This is a genomic window from Lentilactobacillus kribbianus, from assembly GCF_013184075.1.
Classification (GTDB): domain Bacteria; phylum Bacillota; class Bacilli; order Lactobacillales; family Lactobacillaceae; genus Lentilactobacillus; species Lentilactobacillus kribbianus.
The window spans coordinates 437,745-452,758 of the sequence record NZ_JABEQQ010000002.1 but is presented as its reverse complement, the minus strand read 5'-3'; the positions used below and the strand labels follow the sequence as shown (position 1 = coordinate 452,758).

15 protein-coding genes are annotated in these 15,014 nt (G+C 36.8%); 14 read left to right on the top strand and 1 reads right to left on the bottom strand.

Translation table 11 applies throughout. The features are described from left to right. Positions 1-5: 5 nt before the first annotated feature. The 12 genes from ftsY (at position 6) to HII32_RS06945 (ending at position 9,706) form a co-directional block, all read left to right on the top strand. Positions 6-1,481 carry a signal recognition particle-docking protein FtsY gene (gene ftsY, locus HII32_RS07000; protein ID WP_172189746.1) on the top strand — a complete coding sequence of 492 codons (1,476 nt, stop codon included), beginning with the start codon at positions 6-8 and terminating at the stop codon, positions 1,479-1,481. A gap of 72 nt (positions 1,482-1,553) precedes the next feature. Then, positions 1,554-1,895, top strand: coding sequence for a putative DNA-binding protein (locus HII32_RS06995; protein WP_172189744.1), 342 nt, complete (start codon positions 1,554-1,556; stop codon positions 1,893-1,895). 14 nt (positions 1,896-1,909) lie between these two features. Continuing rightward, positions 1,910-3,352 (top strand): signal recognition particle protein, encoded by a 1,443-nt coding sequence (gene ffh / locus HII32_RS06990; protein WP_172189742.1) that lies wholly within the window; start codon positions 1,910-1,912, stop codon positions 3,350-3,352. A 95-nt stretch (positions 3,353-3,447) separates the two neighbouring features. After that, positions 3,448-3,723, top strand: coding sequence for a 30S ribosomal protein S16 (gene rpsP, locus HII32_RS06985; protein WP_172189740.1), 276 nt, complete (start codon positions 3,448-3,450; stop codon positions 3,721-3,723). 16 nt (positions 3,724-3,739) lie between these two features. Continuing rightward, positions 3,740-3,988, top strand: coding sequence for a KH domain-containing protein (locus HII32_RS06980; protein ID WP_172189738.1), 249 nt, complete (start codon positions 3,740-3,742; stop codon positions 3,986-3,988). A 72-nt stretch (positions 3,989-4,060) separates the two neighbouring features. Next, positions 4,061-4,579: a ribosome maturation factor RimM gene (rimM, locus tag HII32_RS06975; RefSeq protein WP_172189736.1), complete on the top strand. Its 519-nt coding sequence runs from the start codon at positions 4,061-4,063 to the stop codon at positions 4,577-4,579. Further along, a complete protein-coding gene (gene trmD / locus HII32_RS06970; protein ID WP_172189734.1) occupies positions 4,579-5,340 on the top strand; it encodes a tRNA (guanosine(37)-N1)-methyltransferase TrmD in 762 nt (253 codons plus the stop codon). The genes rimM and trmD overlap by 1 nt, the downstream gene beginning before the upstream one ends. A 106-nt stretch (positions 5,341-5,446) precedes the next feature. Further along, entirely contained in the window at positions 5,447-5,806 is a 360-nt protein-coding gene (gene rplS, locus HII32_RS06965) for a 50S ribosomal protein L19 (RefSeq protein WP_172189732.1), read from the top strand. A gap of 74 nt (positions 5,807-5,880) precedes the next feature. Next, a complete protein-coding gene (gene xerC, locus HII32_RS06960) occupies positions 5,881-6,810 on the top strand; it encodes a tyrosine recombinase XerC (RefSeq protein WP_172189730.1) in 930 nt (309 codons plus the stop codon). Between the two features lie 23 nt (positions 6,811-6,833). Beyond that, entirely contained in the window at positions 6,834-7,376 is a 543-nt protein-coding gene (gene hslV, locus HII32_RS06955) for an ATP-dependent protease subunit HslV (protein WP_172189728.1), read from the top strand. Positions 7,377-7,401: 25 nt separating this feature from the next. Further along, positions 7,402-8,817 (top strand): ATP-dependent protease ATPase subunit HslU, encoded by a 1,416-nt coding sequence (gene hslU, locus HII32_RS06950; RefSeq protein WP_172189726.1) that lies wholly within the window; start codon positions 7,402-7,404, stop codon positions 8,815-8,817. 13 nt (positions 8,818-8,830) lie between these two features. Next, positions 8,831-9,706, top strand: coding sequence for an aldose 1-epimerase family protein (locus HII32_RS06945; protein WP_172189724.1), 876 nt, complete (start codon positions 8,831-8,833; stop codon positions 9,704-9,706). 30 nt (positions 9,707-9,736) lie between these two features. Here the strand turns inward: HII32_RS06945 and plsY are convergent, their stop codons facing one another. Further along, a complete protein-coding gene (gene plsY / locus HII32_RS06940) occupies positions 9,737-10,369 on the bottom strand; it encodes a glycerol-3-phosphate 1-O-acyltransferase PlsY (RefSeq protein WP_172189722.1) in 633 nt (210 codons plus the stop codon). Between the two features lie 153 nt (positions 10,370-10,522). Here plsY and parE point away from each other — a divergent pair, with 153 nt between their 5' ends. Together parE and parC are read left to right on the top strand one after the other, a co-directional pair. Next, entirely contained in the window at positions 10,523-12,484 is a 1,962-nt protein-coding gene (parE, locus tag HII32_RS06935) for a DNA topoisomerase IV subunit B (protein WP_172189720.1), read from the top strand. A 54-nt stretch (positions 12,485-12,538) separates the two neighbouring features. Continuing rightward, positions 12,539-14,944, top strand: coding sequence for a DNA topoisomerase IV subunit A (gene parC, locus HII32_RS06930; RefSeq protein WP_246224893.1), 2,406 nt, complete (start codon positions 12,539-12,541; stop codon positions 14,942-14,944). The last annotated feature ends 70 nt before the right edge of the window (positions 14,945-15,014 follow it).

Genomic DNA, 15,014 nt, shown 5'->3' with positions numbered 1-15,014 from the left:
AAATAATGGGATTATTTGATATATTCAAACGTAGAAGTAAAAAGGAACAAGAAACTAAAGAAGAGCCGGTTAAAACACCGGAAGATCACGCAGAAAACACAACACCAGATGATGATCCAGAAACTGTTGTTAAAAGCGTAGCAGACCAAACAGACCATTCTGAAGATGCAATAGATGAAGAACCGGACGAATCAACAGAATCAGTCAAGGTTAATACCCAAGAAGAAATTAATAACACTGAAGCAACACCAAAAGTGCTTGATAACACTAGTAGTGAAGTGAGCGATAGTGAACCAGAATCGGTTGTGTCTGATGAAGTAGTTACTAATAGTAACAATCAAGAAGACCAAGCTGAAATTGAGCATGTTACAAGTGAAAGTAAAGATAGCCAAGAGCTGCCGGTTGAAGCTGAGTTAACATCAGAAAATAATGAACAAAACAGTGAAGCGATTAACGAAAAAAATATTACGGTAAAAACCACAACTGAAGTTGAATTAAATAATGACCAAGATAAACCAGAAAATGAAACTGAAGCCACTAATAAAGATGATGATCAAATCTATGAACGTGGATTAGCTAAGTCACGGTCAACATTAGGCCAACGTCTTAATAAATTATTTGCTAATTTTAGAAGTGTTGACGAATCATTTTTTGATGATCTAGAAGATATGTTAATTGAATCTGATGTTGGTTATGAAATGGCGCTTCAAATTACTGATGAATTGCGTGATGAAGTTAAATTACGTAATGTAAAAAAGGCCAAAGAAGTTCAAAATGTTGTTGTTAAAAAAATGATTGATATTTACGATAACGCTGGCAACGGTGAATCAAATGAAATTAATATGGCGAAAGAAGGGCCTACAGTTATTTTATTTGTTGGAGTCAATGGCGTTGGTAAAACAACGACTATCGGTAAAATGGCGAAAATGTATAAGGATCAAGGAAAGAAAGTCTTGTTAGCTGCCGCAGATACTTTTCGAGCCGGTGCCATTCAACAATTAAATGTTTGGGCTGAACGCGATGGTGTAGATATAGTTAAAGGTAAGGAACAAGGGGACCCAGCTGCTGTTGTATTTGATGGTGTCAAAAAGGCCAAATCAGAATCGTATGATATTTTAATGGTAGATACTGCCGGGCGCTTACAAAACAAAGTTAATTTGATGAATGAATTAGCCAAAATGAAAAAAGTTATTACTCGTGAAATCCCAGATGCTCCCCAGGAGGTATTATTAGTGTTGGATGGTACTACTGGGCAAAATGCCTTAAATCAAGCTAAATTATTTAAAGAAGCAACCGATGTAACTGGAATTGTTTTGACTAAGCTGGATGGGACTGCTAAGGGTGGAATAGTTTTGGCCATTCGGAGCGAGTTACATTTACCGGTGAAATATGTTGGCTTAGGTGAAAAAGTAACCGATCTTCGTGAATTTAATGCTAATGATTTTGTATATGGTTTATTTAAAGGGTTGATTTCTGAATAAAGGATTGACTAAATAATCAAAAATCGGTAGGCTTATTTTGGCACCGTGACGGTGTTATGAAGGAGTTGTGGCATGGAATTAGAAAAAAATAATTATATTAATTCATTATTTGAATTTTACCAACCACTGCTAACTAACAAACAAGTTAATTATTTAGAGCGTTATTACGTTGATGATTACTCTTTAGGTGAAATTGCCGAAGAATATGATATTAGTCGGCAAGCAGTGTATGACAATGTCAGACGTTCTGAAAAAATATTGCAGCAGTATGAAGAAAAATTAGGTCTCTTTCATAGTTTTCAGCAACGTAATCAAAAACTGGATGCAATTCAACAATATGTCAAAGAAAATTATGCAGATGATCAAACACTAAATCATTTAGTGGATAGTTTAGAGATCACTGAAGAAGAATGAAAGTGGTGAAGTAAATGGCTTTTGAAGGTTTAACGGAGAGATTACAAAAAGCAATGCGCAATCTCCGCGGTAAGGGAAAAGTTTCTGAAGCAGATTTAAGAACAACCATGCGAGAAATTCGGTTGGCTTTACTTGAAGCTGATGTTAATTTTACGGTCGTTCGAAAATTTGTAAAAACTGTCGAGGAACGGGCTAAAGGAGCCAAAGTTTTAGAAGGTTTAAATCCTTCCCAACAAATCGTTAAGATTGTTGACGAAGAATTAACCCAAATGATGGGTGAAGAAGCTGTTCCGCTCAATCAATCAGATAAGATTCCGACTGTTATTATGATGGTCGGACTACAAGGTGCCGGTAAAACGACGACTGCTGGTAAAATCGCTTTAAAATTAAAGAATGAACAAAATGCACGTCCATTATTAGTTGCTGATGATGTTTATCGCCCAGCTGCGATTGATCAGTTACAAACGGTTGGTGATCAAATTGGTGTACCAGTCTTTCAATTAGGGACCGACGTTGATCCAGTCGAGATTGCTAAGAAAGGGCTAGAAAAAGCTCGCGAAGATCATAATGATTATGTCATTATCGATACGGCTGGTCGTCTTCAAATTGATACTAACTTAATGGATGAATTAAAAAACATTAAGGCAGAAATTAATCCAGACGAAATTTTATTAGTAGTCGATGCTATGACAGGGCAAAATGCGGTAGCTACTGCCGAAGGTTTTAACGATGCTCTGGGCATTACAGGGGTAGTTTTAACTAAGCTTGATGGTGATACTCGTGGTGGTGCTGCTTTATCCATTAGAGCTGTGACGGATAAACCAATTAAGTTTGTTGGTCAAGGTGAAAAGATGACTGATTTAGACGTCTTTTATCCTGATCGAATGTCATCACGTATTCTGGGCATGGGAGACATGTTGTCTCTGATTGAAAAAACCCAACAAGAGTATGATGAGAAACAAGCCGCTGAATTAACGGCAAAAATTAAGGAAAATTCGTTTGATTTCAATGATTTCTTAGATCAGTTAAGTCAAATTCAAAAAATGGGACCATTAGATGAATTAATGAAAATGATTCCAGGTATGGCAAATAATCCAGCATTAAAAAACGTGAACATGGATCCTAAGGATATGGAGCACATAAAAGCTATTATTTACTCCATGACTACTCAAGAACGCGAAGATCCAGATGTCTTAAATCCATCTAGACGTCGTCGGATATCCCGTGGTTCAGGTCGCCCGATTCAGGAAGTTAACCGAATGATTAAGCAATTTAATCAGATGAAAACAATGATGAACAAAGTTTCCAATGGTAATATGGGCGATATGCAAAATATGATGAACGCTGCTGGTATGGGTGGCGGAAATGCGTTATCCAAGTTGGCTATGAAACAAGTAGGTCGCAAACTGAAAAAAAATCAACGAAAACGAGCAAAAAAGAAGCGAAAGCGACGTTAATAACGGCATTTGAGTGGTGTAAAGAAAAAAACCTTTACAACCCCTTAAAATACTGTTATATTATTAACGTTAAGAAATTACAGGAGGTGTAACACATGGCAGTTAAAATTCGTCTTAAGCGAATGGGTTCTAAAAAGCGTCCTTTTTATCGAGTAGTTGTTGCTGATTCACGCAGCCCTCGTGATGGTCGTTTCATCGAAAACGTTGGAACTTACAACCCATTGACTGAACCAGCTCAAATCACCCTTAAGGAAGAAGAAATCCTTAACTGGTTGAACAATGGTGCCCAACCATCTGATACTGTACGTAACATTCTTTCAGATGCTGGTATCATGAAGAAGTATCACGAAGCTAAGTACACTAAAAAGTAAAAAGTGAGTGATAATCATGGTTAGTATTGATAATTTAATCAAAACTATTATTTCGCCGCTCGTTGAATTTCCTGAAGAAATTAGCGTCTCTCGTCAATCGACGGAACGTTTTGAGGAATATCATGTACAGTTAGCTGCAGATGATATTGGCCGAGTAATTGGTCGGCAGGGCCATGTAATACAGACTATTCGTACGATTGTTTACAGTTTGCCAGTTCAAGCTGGTAATCGAGTTAGATTAGTCGTTGATGACAATAAACAATAGGATTTTAAATGAAACTGTCGTTTTGTTTAAGATCCTTTTTTATTACCTATATTTTGAAGTAGGAGGTAAATAATGGAATATTATAACGTTGGTAAACTGGTTAATACTCAAGGAATTAAAGGTGAAGTTAGAGTCATTCCGATTACTGATTTCGCTGATAGTCGTTTTCAAAAAGGAAACGTTGTTTACGCAAAATTAGTTGATCGTAGTGACCTAATCTCACTCGAAATTGATGGGGTTAGAAAGCACAAAAACTTTATTATTTTACACTTTAAGAATCATCCTTCCATTAATGATGTTGAATATTTAAAACCAGCTATATTAATGATTAGCGAAGCTGAATTAAGTGACGATGATTTGGCCGAAGGAGAATATTATTACCATCAAATTATTGGCTTGAACGTGGTGACCGAAACCGGTCAGACTTTAGGTACCATTAAAGAAATCTTGGCTCCAGGAGCCAACGATGTTTGGGTAGTTCAACGTGATGGTCAAAAAGATTTATTGTTACCTAAAATTGACGATGTGATTAAAAAAATTGATTTGGCTAATAAACAAGTTACCGTAGAACTATTGGAGGGCTTAGAATAGTGAAAATTGATGTTTTAAGTCTCTTTCCGGAAATGTTTGAAGGGCCAATGAAAGAATCTATTATTGGTAAAGCCATTGATAATAAATCATTAGATCTTTCAGTAACTAACTTCAGAGAATATACTAAAGATAAACACCGTCACGTAGATGATTATCCTTTTGGTGGTGGAGTAGGTATGTTATTACAAGCTCAACCAATTTTGGATGCTTATGATGATATCCAATCGCACAATCGGGAACAAGGAATTCCAACTGGTAAGGTTATTTTGGTTGATCCAGCGGGTATTACGTTTAATCAACACGAAGCCGAAAAACTTTCTACAGAAGACCACTTAACCTTTATTTGTGGTCACTATGAGGGATATGATGAACGAATTCGTTCTATTGTTACTGACGAATACTCAATTGGGGACTTCATTTTGACTGGGGGCGAACTCCCTGCGATGGTCATGATTGACGCTGTGACGCGTTTATTACCAGGAGTATTAGGAAATAATCAATCCAGTGTTGAAGATTCATTTTCCACCGGCTTACTAGAAGAGCCGCAATATACCAGGCCAGCCGAATTTAGGGGTATGAAAGTACCAGAAGTGTTAATGAATGGTGATCATAAAAAAATATTTGAATGGAATCAAAAAGAGTCACTCAGACGGACTTACTTGCGGCGACCAGATTTAATAGATCATTCTAAATTAACTAGTTTGCAAAAACAGCTATTACGTGAAGTGAGAGAAGAAGAGGAAGACCGTCAAGAAAAATAACTTTACACTGATTCCAGCAGTGTGTTAGACTATAACTTGGTTAATACCAAAAACAGTATTCCGCTGTCCAATCGATAATGAATGCTAGTGAAAGGAAGATTTATTTATGCGTCAGAACAAATTAATCGCTCAAATTAACAAATCACAATTACGAGATGACATTCCTGATTTTCGTGCTGGTGATACAGTTAAGGTTTTTGCAAAGGTTGTTGAAGGTACTCGTGAACGTATTCAATTATTTGAAGGCGTTGTTATCAAGCGTAAAGGTGCCGGCATTCAAGCAACTTATACTGTTCGTAAAGTAAGTAACGGTGTTGGGGTTGAACGGATTTTCCCAGTAAACTCACCACGTGTTGATCACATCGAAGTTGTTCGTTATGGTCAAGTTCGTCGTGCTAAACTTTACTACTTGCGTAACCTTCAAGGTAAGGCCGCTCGTATTACAGAATCACGTCGTGCTCGTTAATTATTACTGTTTAAAGGTTGATTCAAGTTTTTACTTGATATCAGCCTTTTTTCATATCAAAAAGTAGGTAGTTTATGATAGAAAATAATGAACAGATAAAATGGTTTTTAAAATATTTAAAAAGTGACCGGCAGTATTCACCAGAAACAATTAAATCCTATCAGGAAGCGTTAGATAGTTTTCAAACTTTTTTATCAAATTCAGAAATAAATGAGCACTTATTATTGGCCAATACGGATAATTTAACAGTGGAAGCGTACTTAAGTTATTTATACGATCACGATTACGCTTGGAGTACCATTTCACAGCGTGTCTCCGCATTAAGATCATTTTTTAATTTTTTGGAAAAAAATGAGGTTATTAAGCAAAATCCGTTTGAGTTTGTTCAATTAAAGAAGCATAATAAACAACTACCCAGATTCTTCTTTCAAAATGAAATGCAGGTATTATTTGAAGCTGCAGCTAATAATGGTAGAGTTGAACTAGCTCAACGTGATACAGCATTATTAGAAATTCTTTATGGAACTGGAATTCGGGTTAGTGAATGTGCCAATTTAAAACTAAGTAGTGTTAATTTAACTCAAAAATTATTATTAGTTTATGGAAAAGGTAACAAAGAACGTTATATTCCGTTTGGTCGTTATGCACACGATGCTTTGATCACTTATTTAAATCAAGGACGTAGCAAATTAATGGCAAAAAATCAGGTAAAACATGATAATCTATTTGTAAATAGTCAAGGCAAGCCATTGACATCCCGTGGGATTGAATATGTTTTAAATCAAATTGTTAAACGAAGCTCGATGACAACAAGTATTCATCCTCATATGTTACGACATACGTTTGCAACCCACATGCTCAACAATGGTGCTGATATGCGAACGGTTCAGGAACTATTGGGCCATAGTAGTTTATCATCAACTCAAATTTATACACACGTTACTAAAGAGCACCTCTTGCAGGATTATCAAAAATTTTTTCCACGAAATAATAATGATGATTAAATAATCAATAAAGGAGTTTTTTTATGCCAATCAAATTTGAAGCAACTACTATTGTTGCTGTGCGTCACAATGGTCATTTAGCTATGGCTGGTGATGGACAAGTTACAATGGGTGAAAAAGTGATCATGAAGGGTACAGCTCACAAAGTTCGGAAAATTTTTAACGATCAAGTAGTCGTTGGATTTGCTGGAAGTGTGGCAGATGCATTCAACCTAGAAGAACGATTTGAACGAAAGTTAAGCCAATATGATGGTGATTTGAAACGAGCTTCCGTAGAACTGGCTAAAGAATGGCGTAGCGATCAAGCCTTACAAAAATTAGAAGCACTATTGATTGTCATGAACAATCAAGACTTGTTGTTAGTATCCGGTTCTGGCGAAGTTATCGAGCCAGATGATGATATTTTAGCCATCGGTTCTGGTGGTAATTTTGCTTTAGCAGCAGCCACAGCTATGAAGCATCATGCTACTGATATGAGCGCTAGAGATATCGCTGAAGCCGCAATTCGGATTGCTGGTAATATTGATATCTTTACCAACCAAAACGTGATTTCAGAAGAATTATAATAGATATAGATAGGGAGCTGTTTGAATGGAAAATACGATTGAAACGCCTAAACAAATAGTTAATGTACTAGATCAATACATTGTAGGTCAAAATGATGCTAAAAAAGCAGTGGCGGTAGCATTACAAAATCGCATTCGGCGAATGAAATTATCAGCCCAAATGCAAGAAGAAATTTCACCTAAAAATCTATTAATGATTGGACCAACTGGAGTCGGGAAAACTGAAATTGCTCGCCGGTTAGCCAAAATTGTTAATGCTCCGTTTGTTAAAGTAGAAGCTACTAAGTTTACGGAAGTTGGTTACGTTGGTGGTGACGTAGAATCAATGGTAAGGGATTTAGTAGAAAATGCCGTGCAGATTGAAAAGAAAAAGGCATATAAAAAAGTTAATGCTGATGCTGTGAAAGAAGCTAATAATCGATTAGTTAAATTATTAGTTCCTGTCGATAAAAAGAAACAAGAAGCGGATAATTTAAAAAATGCACAAGAAATGCTCGCCGCATTGCAAAAAGGTCAGTTTGATTTTAATCGGCCTATGAGTGAATCAGAAGAAATCACTGATGATATCCGAGAAAAACGAATGACGGTTTCAGATAAATTACGCGCTGGTTTATTGGAAAATGATATGGTGGAAATTGAAATTGATGATCCCGCCCAATCCATGGCTGGCAATAATAACATGATGAATCAAATGGGAATTGATTTAAATGATTCCTTATCACAGTTAATGCCCAAGCGAAAAATTACGCGAACTGTTACTGTTAGTGAGGCCAGAGATATCTTAACTAAAGAGGTGGCCGAAGAATTAGTTAACCAAGCCGATCTTTATCATGATGCCATTGTAAATGCTGAAAATACTGGAATTATTTTCATCGATGAAATTGACAAGATTACCGGTAGTAATGCCCAATCAAGTGGACAAGTATCAAGAGAAGGGGTCCAACGAGATATCTTACCAATTGTTGAAGGAGCCCACGTTAATACTAAGTATGGCTCTGTCAATACCAATCATATCTTATTTATTGGCTCAGGAGCGTTTGCTGATAGCAAGCCTAGTGACCTGATTCCAGAACTACAAGGTCGGTTTCCGATTAGAGTGGAACTAAGTGATTTAACAAAAGATGATTTTGTTAGAATCTTAACGGAACCTAATAATGCCCTAATTAAACAGTATATTGCCTTGATCGGAACTGACAACGTTAAAGTAACTTTTACGATTGAAGCTATTAACAAAATTGCAGATATTGCTGCTAACGTTAACCATAATACGGATAATATTGGAGCTCGCCGGTTGCATACAATTTTAGAAAAACTATTAGAAGATATTCTCTACGAAGGCCCAGACATGCAAATGGGAGAGATTACCATCACTGAAAAATATGTGGATGATAAGGTAGGCAAGTTAGCTCAAAATCAAGATCTTTCTCGCTATATCCTTTAATAGGAGGAAGAATATGTTAGTACTACACAATGAATTTTTAAGTGCCAAAATTAATGAATTAGGGGCCGAATTAGTTAGTGTTACTAGTGATGATCAACTTGAATATATTTGGCAAGGAAATCAAAAATTCTGGGGTCGACACGCCCCGGTTTTATTTCCAATTGTGGGTCGCTTAAAAGATGATAGTTATCAGTACCAAAATCAAACCTATCAAATGAGTCAACATGGCTTTGCTCGTGATCAACATTTTGTAGTGGAATCTCAAACTGATGAAACGGTAACGTTATTATTAAGAGATAATGAGCAGACCTTGACAATGTATCCATTTCATTTTGAACTAAGGGTAAGCTATACTTTGGAGCAACACCAATTAATGGTGACATTCAATGTGATTAATTGTGGATCTGAATTAATGTATTTTGCATTAGGAGCTCATCCCGGCTTTAACGTTCCGCTAGATGCGGCTGGCGGTGATTTTACCAATTATTTTGTAAAAGTAGCTCCGGCTCAAAAATATGAACGAGTTCCTTTAGAAGCGCCATTAAGTAACCCTTATAATTTAAAAACGATTGATTTAACTAAACCTTTAATGCTTGACCGTGATTTGTTTAAGGCAGATGCACAGGTTTTAATGTTAAATAATCGTGAAACTACTGTTATGTTGGCTTCTAACTTAGATGACCGTGGTGTAGCAATGACCGTATTTGACGCACCATACCTTGGTATTTGGTCACCATATCCCAAGGAAGCTCCATTTGTTTGTTTGGAACCATGGTGGGGAATTGCTGATACGGTGGACGCATCCGGTCAACTGGAACATAAATTTGGTATTAATACGCTACCGGCACAAGAGCAGTTTGATACTAAATATAGCCTAACCTTTTTCTAAAAAAATAAGATGACTCAATTAAGAGTCATCTTATTTTTTGTGAGTTGTTTGCCACCAATAATATAATCCAAAGGGTACCAAGCTTTCATTACCGTTTAAGATTCGTTTGATATTGTTACGGTGGCGGTAAAAAATAAATATCGTCAGAAATAATGCTAGTATACCTAAAAAGGTTTCGTCAATTATAAAGGTCACAATAGTAATAATAGTAAAGGCAATCATACTGGCTAGGCTAACCATGCTAGTAATAAAAATCAACGATAACCAAATGGCTGCTGCTAATAAAAATAGTTCGGGACGATAGGCTAATAGCATTCCAGCACTAGTGGCTACGGCTTTTCCCCCCTTAAAATGATCAAAGATTGAAAAGGTATGACCCAGAATTGCCATAACTCCATAAATTAATGGTGAAATAGTATAATTGTGCATTAGGGTTGGCAAAAGGGTGGTAATGGCCCCTTTGGAAATATCTAAAACCATTACTACCGTGCCAGCAATCGGGCCAAGTACCCGGTATGTATTAGTGGTACCAATGTTACCAGAGCCAAATTGACGAATATCCTTATGAAAAAAAGCTTTACCAATCCAAACGCCATTAGGAATAGCTCCTAATAGATAAGAAATGATAAGCATTATGGTGATTTGGATGAAATTTGAATTCATATTTACCCTCTTTTAAATTCATGACATTAAAGTCGTACAATGGCTTTAATTTTAGCATGTTTACGGGGTTACTCCAATAAAATTTCATTTTCAAAGTTAAATTTTTAGGTTACTATAAGATAGATTGCTATAAAAGAAGGAGTCTGTGAACGAATGGCAAAAGGAAAACAAAAGTATGATGACTCTTCAATTCAGATTCTTGAAGGGCTGGATGCTGTCCGTAAAAGACCAGGAATGTATATTGGTTCCACTGATGGACGAGGATTACATCATTTAGTATATGAAATCGTAGACAACTCTGTTGATGAAGTATTAGCAGGCTACGGTAATGAAATTAACGTCATTATTCATAGTGACAATAGTATTACAGTTAAAGACCACGGGCGGGGTATGCCAGTAGGTATGCACGCTTCTGGTAAGCCTACTCCCGAAGTCATTTTAACCATGCTTCATGCTGGTGGTAAGTTTGGGCAAGGTGGCTACAAAACTTCTGGTGGTTTACATGGGGTTGGTGCTAGTGTTGTTAATGCACTTTCGTCATGGTTGAAAGTAGTAATTGTTCGTGATGGGATTAAATATGAAGAAGATTTTGTAAATGGTGGACATCCACAGGGAACTCTTAAGAAAATTGGTAAAACCGGATTACCCAGTGGAACCATGCTAACATTTAAGCCAGATTCGACTATTTTTACCACTACCACATTTAATTTTGGGACATTATCTGAACGTTTAAGAGAATCTGCGTTCTTATTGAAAGGTACCAAAATTACGCTTACTGATGAACGTGAGGGTATGGAACAAGAAGAAACCTTTCATTATGAAGAAGGAATTAAAGAATTTGTTTCTTACTTAAATGAAGATAAACATACTTTAGGCGATATCATGTATTTTGATGGTAATAAGGATAACGTGGAAGTAGAAGTGGCCGCCCAATATAACGATGGTTACTCTGAAAATATGTTATCTTTTGTTAACAATGTTCGAACTAAAGATGGTGGTACTCATGAAGCCGGTCTTAAATCAGCTTGGACTAAAGCTTTTAATGAATATGCTCGTAAAATTGGTTTACTAAAAGAAAAAGATAAAAATTTAGATGGTAGTGACGTGCGGGAAGGCCTATCTGTGGTAATTTCCTTACGAGTGCCTGAAAGTATTTTACAATTTGAAGGTCAAACCAAAGAAAAACTCGGTACGCCTGAGGCTCGAAGCATCGTTGACACGATAGTTAATGAGCAATTAGGCTACTTTTTAATGGAGAACGGTGAATTTGCCCAGACGTTAGTTCACAAGTCGCTACGAGCCCGTCAGGCCCGTCAAGCAGCTCGTAAGGCTCGAGATGAGAGTCGTAATGGCAAAAAGACGAAGAAAAAGGAACGATTACTTTCTGGTAAACTCACGCCGGCTCAGTCGAAGGACTATAGTAAAAACGAATTGTTCTTAGTCGAGGGTGATTCAGCCGGTGGTTCGGCTAAGCAAGGACGTGATCGAAAACATCAAGCGATCTTACCGTTGCGAGGGAAAGTTTTAAACACTGAAAGAGCCAAATTACCTGAAATTATGAAGAATGAAGAAATCAATACCATGATATACACCATTGGTGCTGGGGTTGGTGCTGACTTTAATATCGAGGATGCTAACTATGACAAGGTCATTATCATGACAGATGCTGATGATGATGGTGCTCATATTCAAACGTTATTACTTACATTCTTTTATAAATATATGCGACCAATGATTGATGCTGGTCGAATTTATATTGCGTTACCACCGTTATATAAAATGCAACAAGGTGGCGGCAATAAGACAAAAGTTGAATATGCTTGGACCAACGAACAACTAGTTCAAGTAGAAAAGAATTTTGGCAAAAATGCCAGCCTTCAACGCTTCAAAGGGTTGGGTGAAATGAATGCGGATCAACTATGGGAAACAACAATGGATCCAGCTACTAGAACTTTAATCAGAGTTCGAATTGATGATCCCGCCTTAGCTGAACGTCGAGTTACTACACTAATGGGTGATAAAGTTGATCGACGACGTGATTGGATTGAAGCTAATGTTAAATTTAATTTAGAAGAAGAGGGCAGTATTTTAGATAATACGGCGCCTTCTGAATGATAGAAAGGAAGGGAAATATTGAGCACAATTGAAGATTTAACGCTTGAAGATATTATGGGTGATCGTTTTGCCCGTTATTCAAAATCAATTATTCAAGAACGAGCCCTTCCAGATATTCGTGATGGGTTAAAACCAGTTCAGCGACGAATTTTGTATGCAATGAATAAGGATGGCAATACTTACGATAAAGGATTCCGTAAATCTGCCAAGTCCGTCGGAAACGTTATGGGTAATTTCCATCCCCATGGTGATAGTTCTATTTACGAAGCCATGGTTCGAATGAGTCAGGATTGGAAGGTTAGAGAACCACTGATTGAAATGCATGGTAATAATGGTTCTATGGACGGTGATCCACCTGCGGCCATGCGGTATACTGAAGCCCGTTTAAGCAAAATATCGGGTGAAATGTTACGAGATATTGATAAAGAAACGGTTGATTGGGTATTAAACTTTGATGATACTGAATATGAACCAGTTGTCTTGCCAGCTAGATTTCCTAATTTATTAGTTAATGGTTCAACGGGAATTTCTGCCGGATATGCCACTGATATTCCACCACATAACTTAGGTGAAGTTATCGATGCTATTTTGTATTTACAAAAACATCCTAATGCCTCCACCGAAAAATTAATGGATTTTGTTAAGGGACCCGATTTTCCAACCGGTGGCATTATCCAGGGAGTTGCTGGCATCAAAAAAGCTTATGAAACTGGGCATGGTAAAATTGTCGTTCGTTCTAAAACGGAGATAAAACCAATTCGTGGTAATAAATCACAAATTGTGGTAACGGAAATTCCGTATGAAGTTAACAAGGCACAGTTGGTTAAACGAATTGATGAAATTAGATTGACCAAAAAAATAGAAGGAATCGCTGAAGTTCGCGACGAAAGTGATCGCGACGGATTAACAATTGTAATTGAACTTAAGCGTGACGTAGATTCACAAGGTATTTTAAATTATCTATTTAAAAATACTGATCTACAAATTTCTTACACCTTCAATATGGTGGCCATTAATAATATGCGTCCCGAACGAGTTTCTTTGAAACAAATGTTAACGGCTTACTTGAGTTTTCAACAAGAAGTAGTTAAGAAGCGGACCGAGTATGATCTCAAAAAAGCATTAGCTCGCCAACACATTGTTGATGGCTTGATTAAAGCTCTCTCGATTTTAGATCAAGTGATTAAAACTATTCGAGCAAGTAAAAATCGTAAAGATGCAAGAGATAACTTAGTTAAAACATACGATTTTTCTGAACAACAAGCAGATGCCATTGTGGCTTTGCAACTTTACCGTTTAACTAATACAGATGTTACCCAACTTGAAAAAGAGGCAGCAGAATTAGCTAAACGTATTGAAGAATATCGACTAATTTTAAACGATGACACTGAACTTAATCGAATTTTGGCAAAAGAATTCCGCCAAATTTTAAAAAACTATCGTAATGATCGTCTTTCTGAAATCCAGGCTGAAATCAGTGATCTAAAAATTAGTACCACAGTAACGGTTCCAGATGAGGACGTGGTGGCCTTAGTCAGTTATGAAGGATACATTAAACGAAGTAGTCTTCGTTCATATAGCGCTTCTAGTAGTGATGACAGCGGTCTAAAGGAATTTGATCATCCGGTATTTTTAGCTCGCGTTAATACGCGTGATCACTTATTTATGTTTACTAATAAGGGAAATTTAATTTATCGACCAGTTCATGAAATTGCTGACGTTCGTTGGAAAGATACCGGTGAACACTTGTCACAAACGGTTGGATTGGATACCGACGAACAAATTATTGCCGCTTATTCGTTTAAATCACTCAAGGAAACGGGACAATTTCTAATTGCTACAGATGATGGTTATATTAAGAGAGTTGATTTTTCAAATCTAACTCCAGGTAGAACCTATAAAAAACATGCCTTTACGTATGAAAAATTGAAGCAAAAAAATGCTAAAGTAGTGATGGTTAAGTACTTAACGTTAGCTGATGTGGCTAAGGACGTCTTATTAATGTCTCACTTAGGTTATGGATTAAAATACGACCTAGGAGAAATTCCGGTGAATGGAGCTCGCACTACTGGTGTTAAATCGATGAATTTAGGTGATAATGATTTTGTGGTTGATGCTGCAGTTGTCACTGATGATTCGGAAGTTGCTCTAGTTACTCAACGAGGCTCATTCAAGAAAATGAAGGCTAGTGAAGTACCAACCACTTCACGAGCTCGTCGTGGGGTAATGGTGCTAAGAGAACTAAAAAATGATCCCCATAGAATCGCTGACTTTACATTAATTGAAGCTAATGATGCCCCATTAATTATTTATACTGATAGAAGTCGAATTCATGATATTTTACCTAATGAATTTAATAACAGTGGTCGTCATTCTAATGGTTCATTTGTAATTGATATTGATGCTGAGGGCCATCCCGTAGCAATTAAACGCAAAATTTTAGAATTAATTATAAAATAAGATAGCCATAAGTGTAATTGTTTGCTTGGGCATACAAGAGAGATTATATTATGGTTAATAATTCTAGCAA

Excerpts from the sequence above, each read along its gene's own strand:
- ftsY (WP_172189746.1), top strand. The coding sequence starts at position 6 with ATGGGATTATTTGATATATTCAAACGTAGAAGTAAAAAGGAACAAGAA.
- HII32_RS06995 (WP_172189744.1), top strand. The coding sequence starts at position 1,554 with ATGGAATTAGAAAAAAATAATTATATTAATTCATTATTTGAATTTTAC.
- ffh (WP_172189742.1), top strand. The coding sequence starts at position 1,910 with ATGGCTTTTGAAGGTTTAACGGAGAGATTACAAAAAGCAATGCGCAAT.
- rpsP (WP_172189740.1), top strand. The coding sequence starts at position 3,448 with ATGGCAGTTAAAATTCGTCTTAAGCGAATGGGTTCTAAAAAGCGTCCT.
- HII32_RS06980 (WP_172189738.1), top strand. The coding sequence starts at position 3,740 with ATGGTTAGTATTGATAATTTAATCAAAACTATTATTTCGCCGCTCGTT.
- rimM (WP_172189736.1), top strand. The coding sequence starts at position 4,061 with ATGGAATATTATAACGTTGGTAAACTGGTTAATACTCAAGGAATTAAA.
- rplS (WP_172189732.1), top strand. The coding sequence starts at position 5,447 with ATGCGTCAGAACAAATTAATCGCTCAAATTAACAAATCACAATTACGA.
- xerC (WP_172189730.1), top strand. The coding sequence starts at position 5,881 with ATGATAGAAAATAATGAACAGATAAAATGGTTTTTAAAATATTTAAAA.
- hslV (WP_172189728.1), top strand. The coding sequence starts at position 6,834 with ATGCCAATCAAATTTGAAGCAACTACTATTGTTGCTGTGCGTCACAAT.
- hslU (WP_172189726.1), top strand. The coding sequence starts at position 7,402 with ATGGAAAATACGATTGAAACGCCTAAACAAATAGTTAATGTACTAGAT.
- HII32_RS06945 (WP_172189724.1), top strand. The coding sequence starts at position 8,831 with ATGTTAGTACTACACAATGAATTTTTAAGTGCCAAAATTAATGAATTA.
- plsY (WP_172189722.1), bottom strand. The coding sequence starts at position 10,369 with ATGAATTCAAATTTCATCCAAATCACCATAATGCTTATCATTTCTTAT.
- parE (WP_172189720.1), top strand. The coding sequence starts at position 10,523 with ATGGCAAAAGGAAAACAAAAGTATGATGACTCTTCAATTCAGATTCTT.
- parC (WP_246224893.1), top strand. The coding sequence starts at position 12,539 with ATGGGTGATCGTTTTGCCCGTTATTCAAAATCAATTATTCAAGAACGA.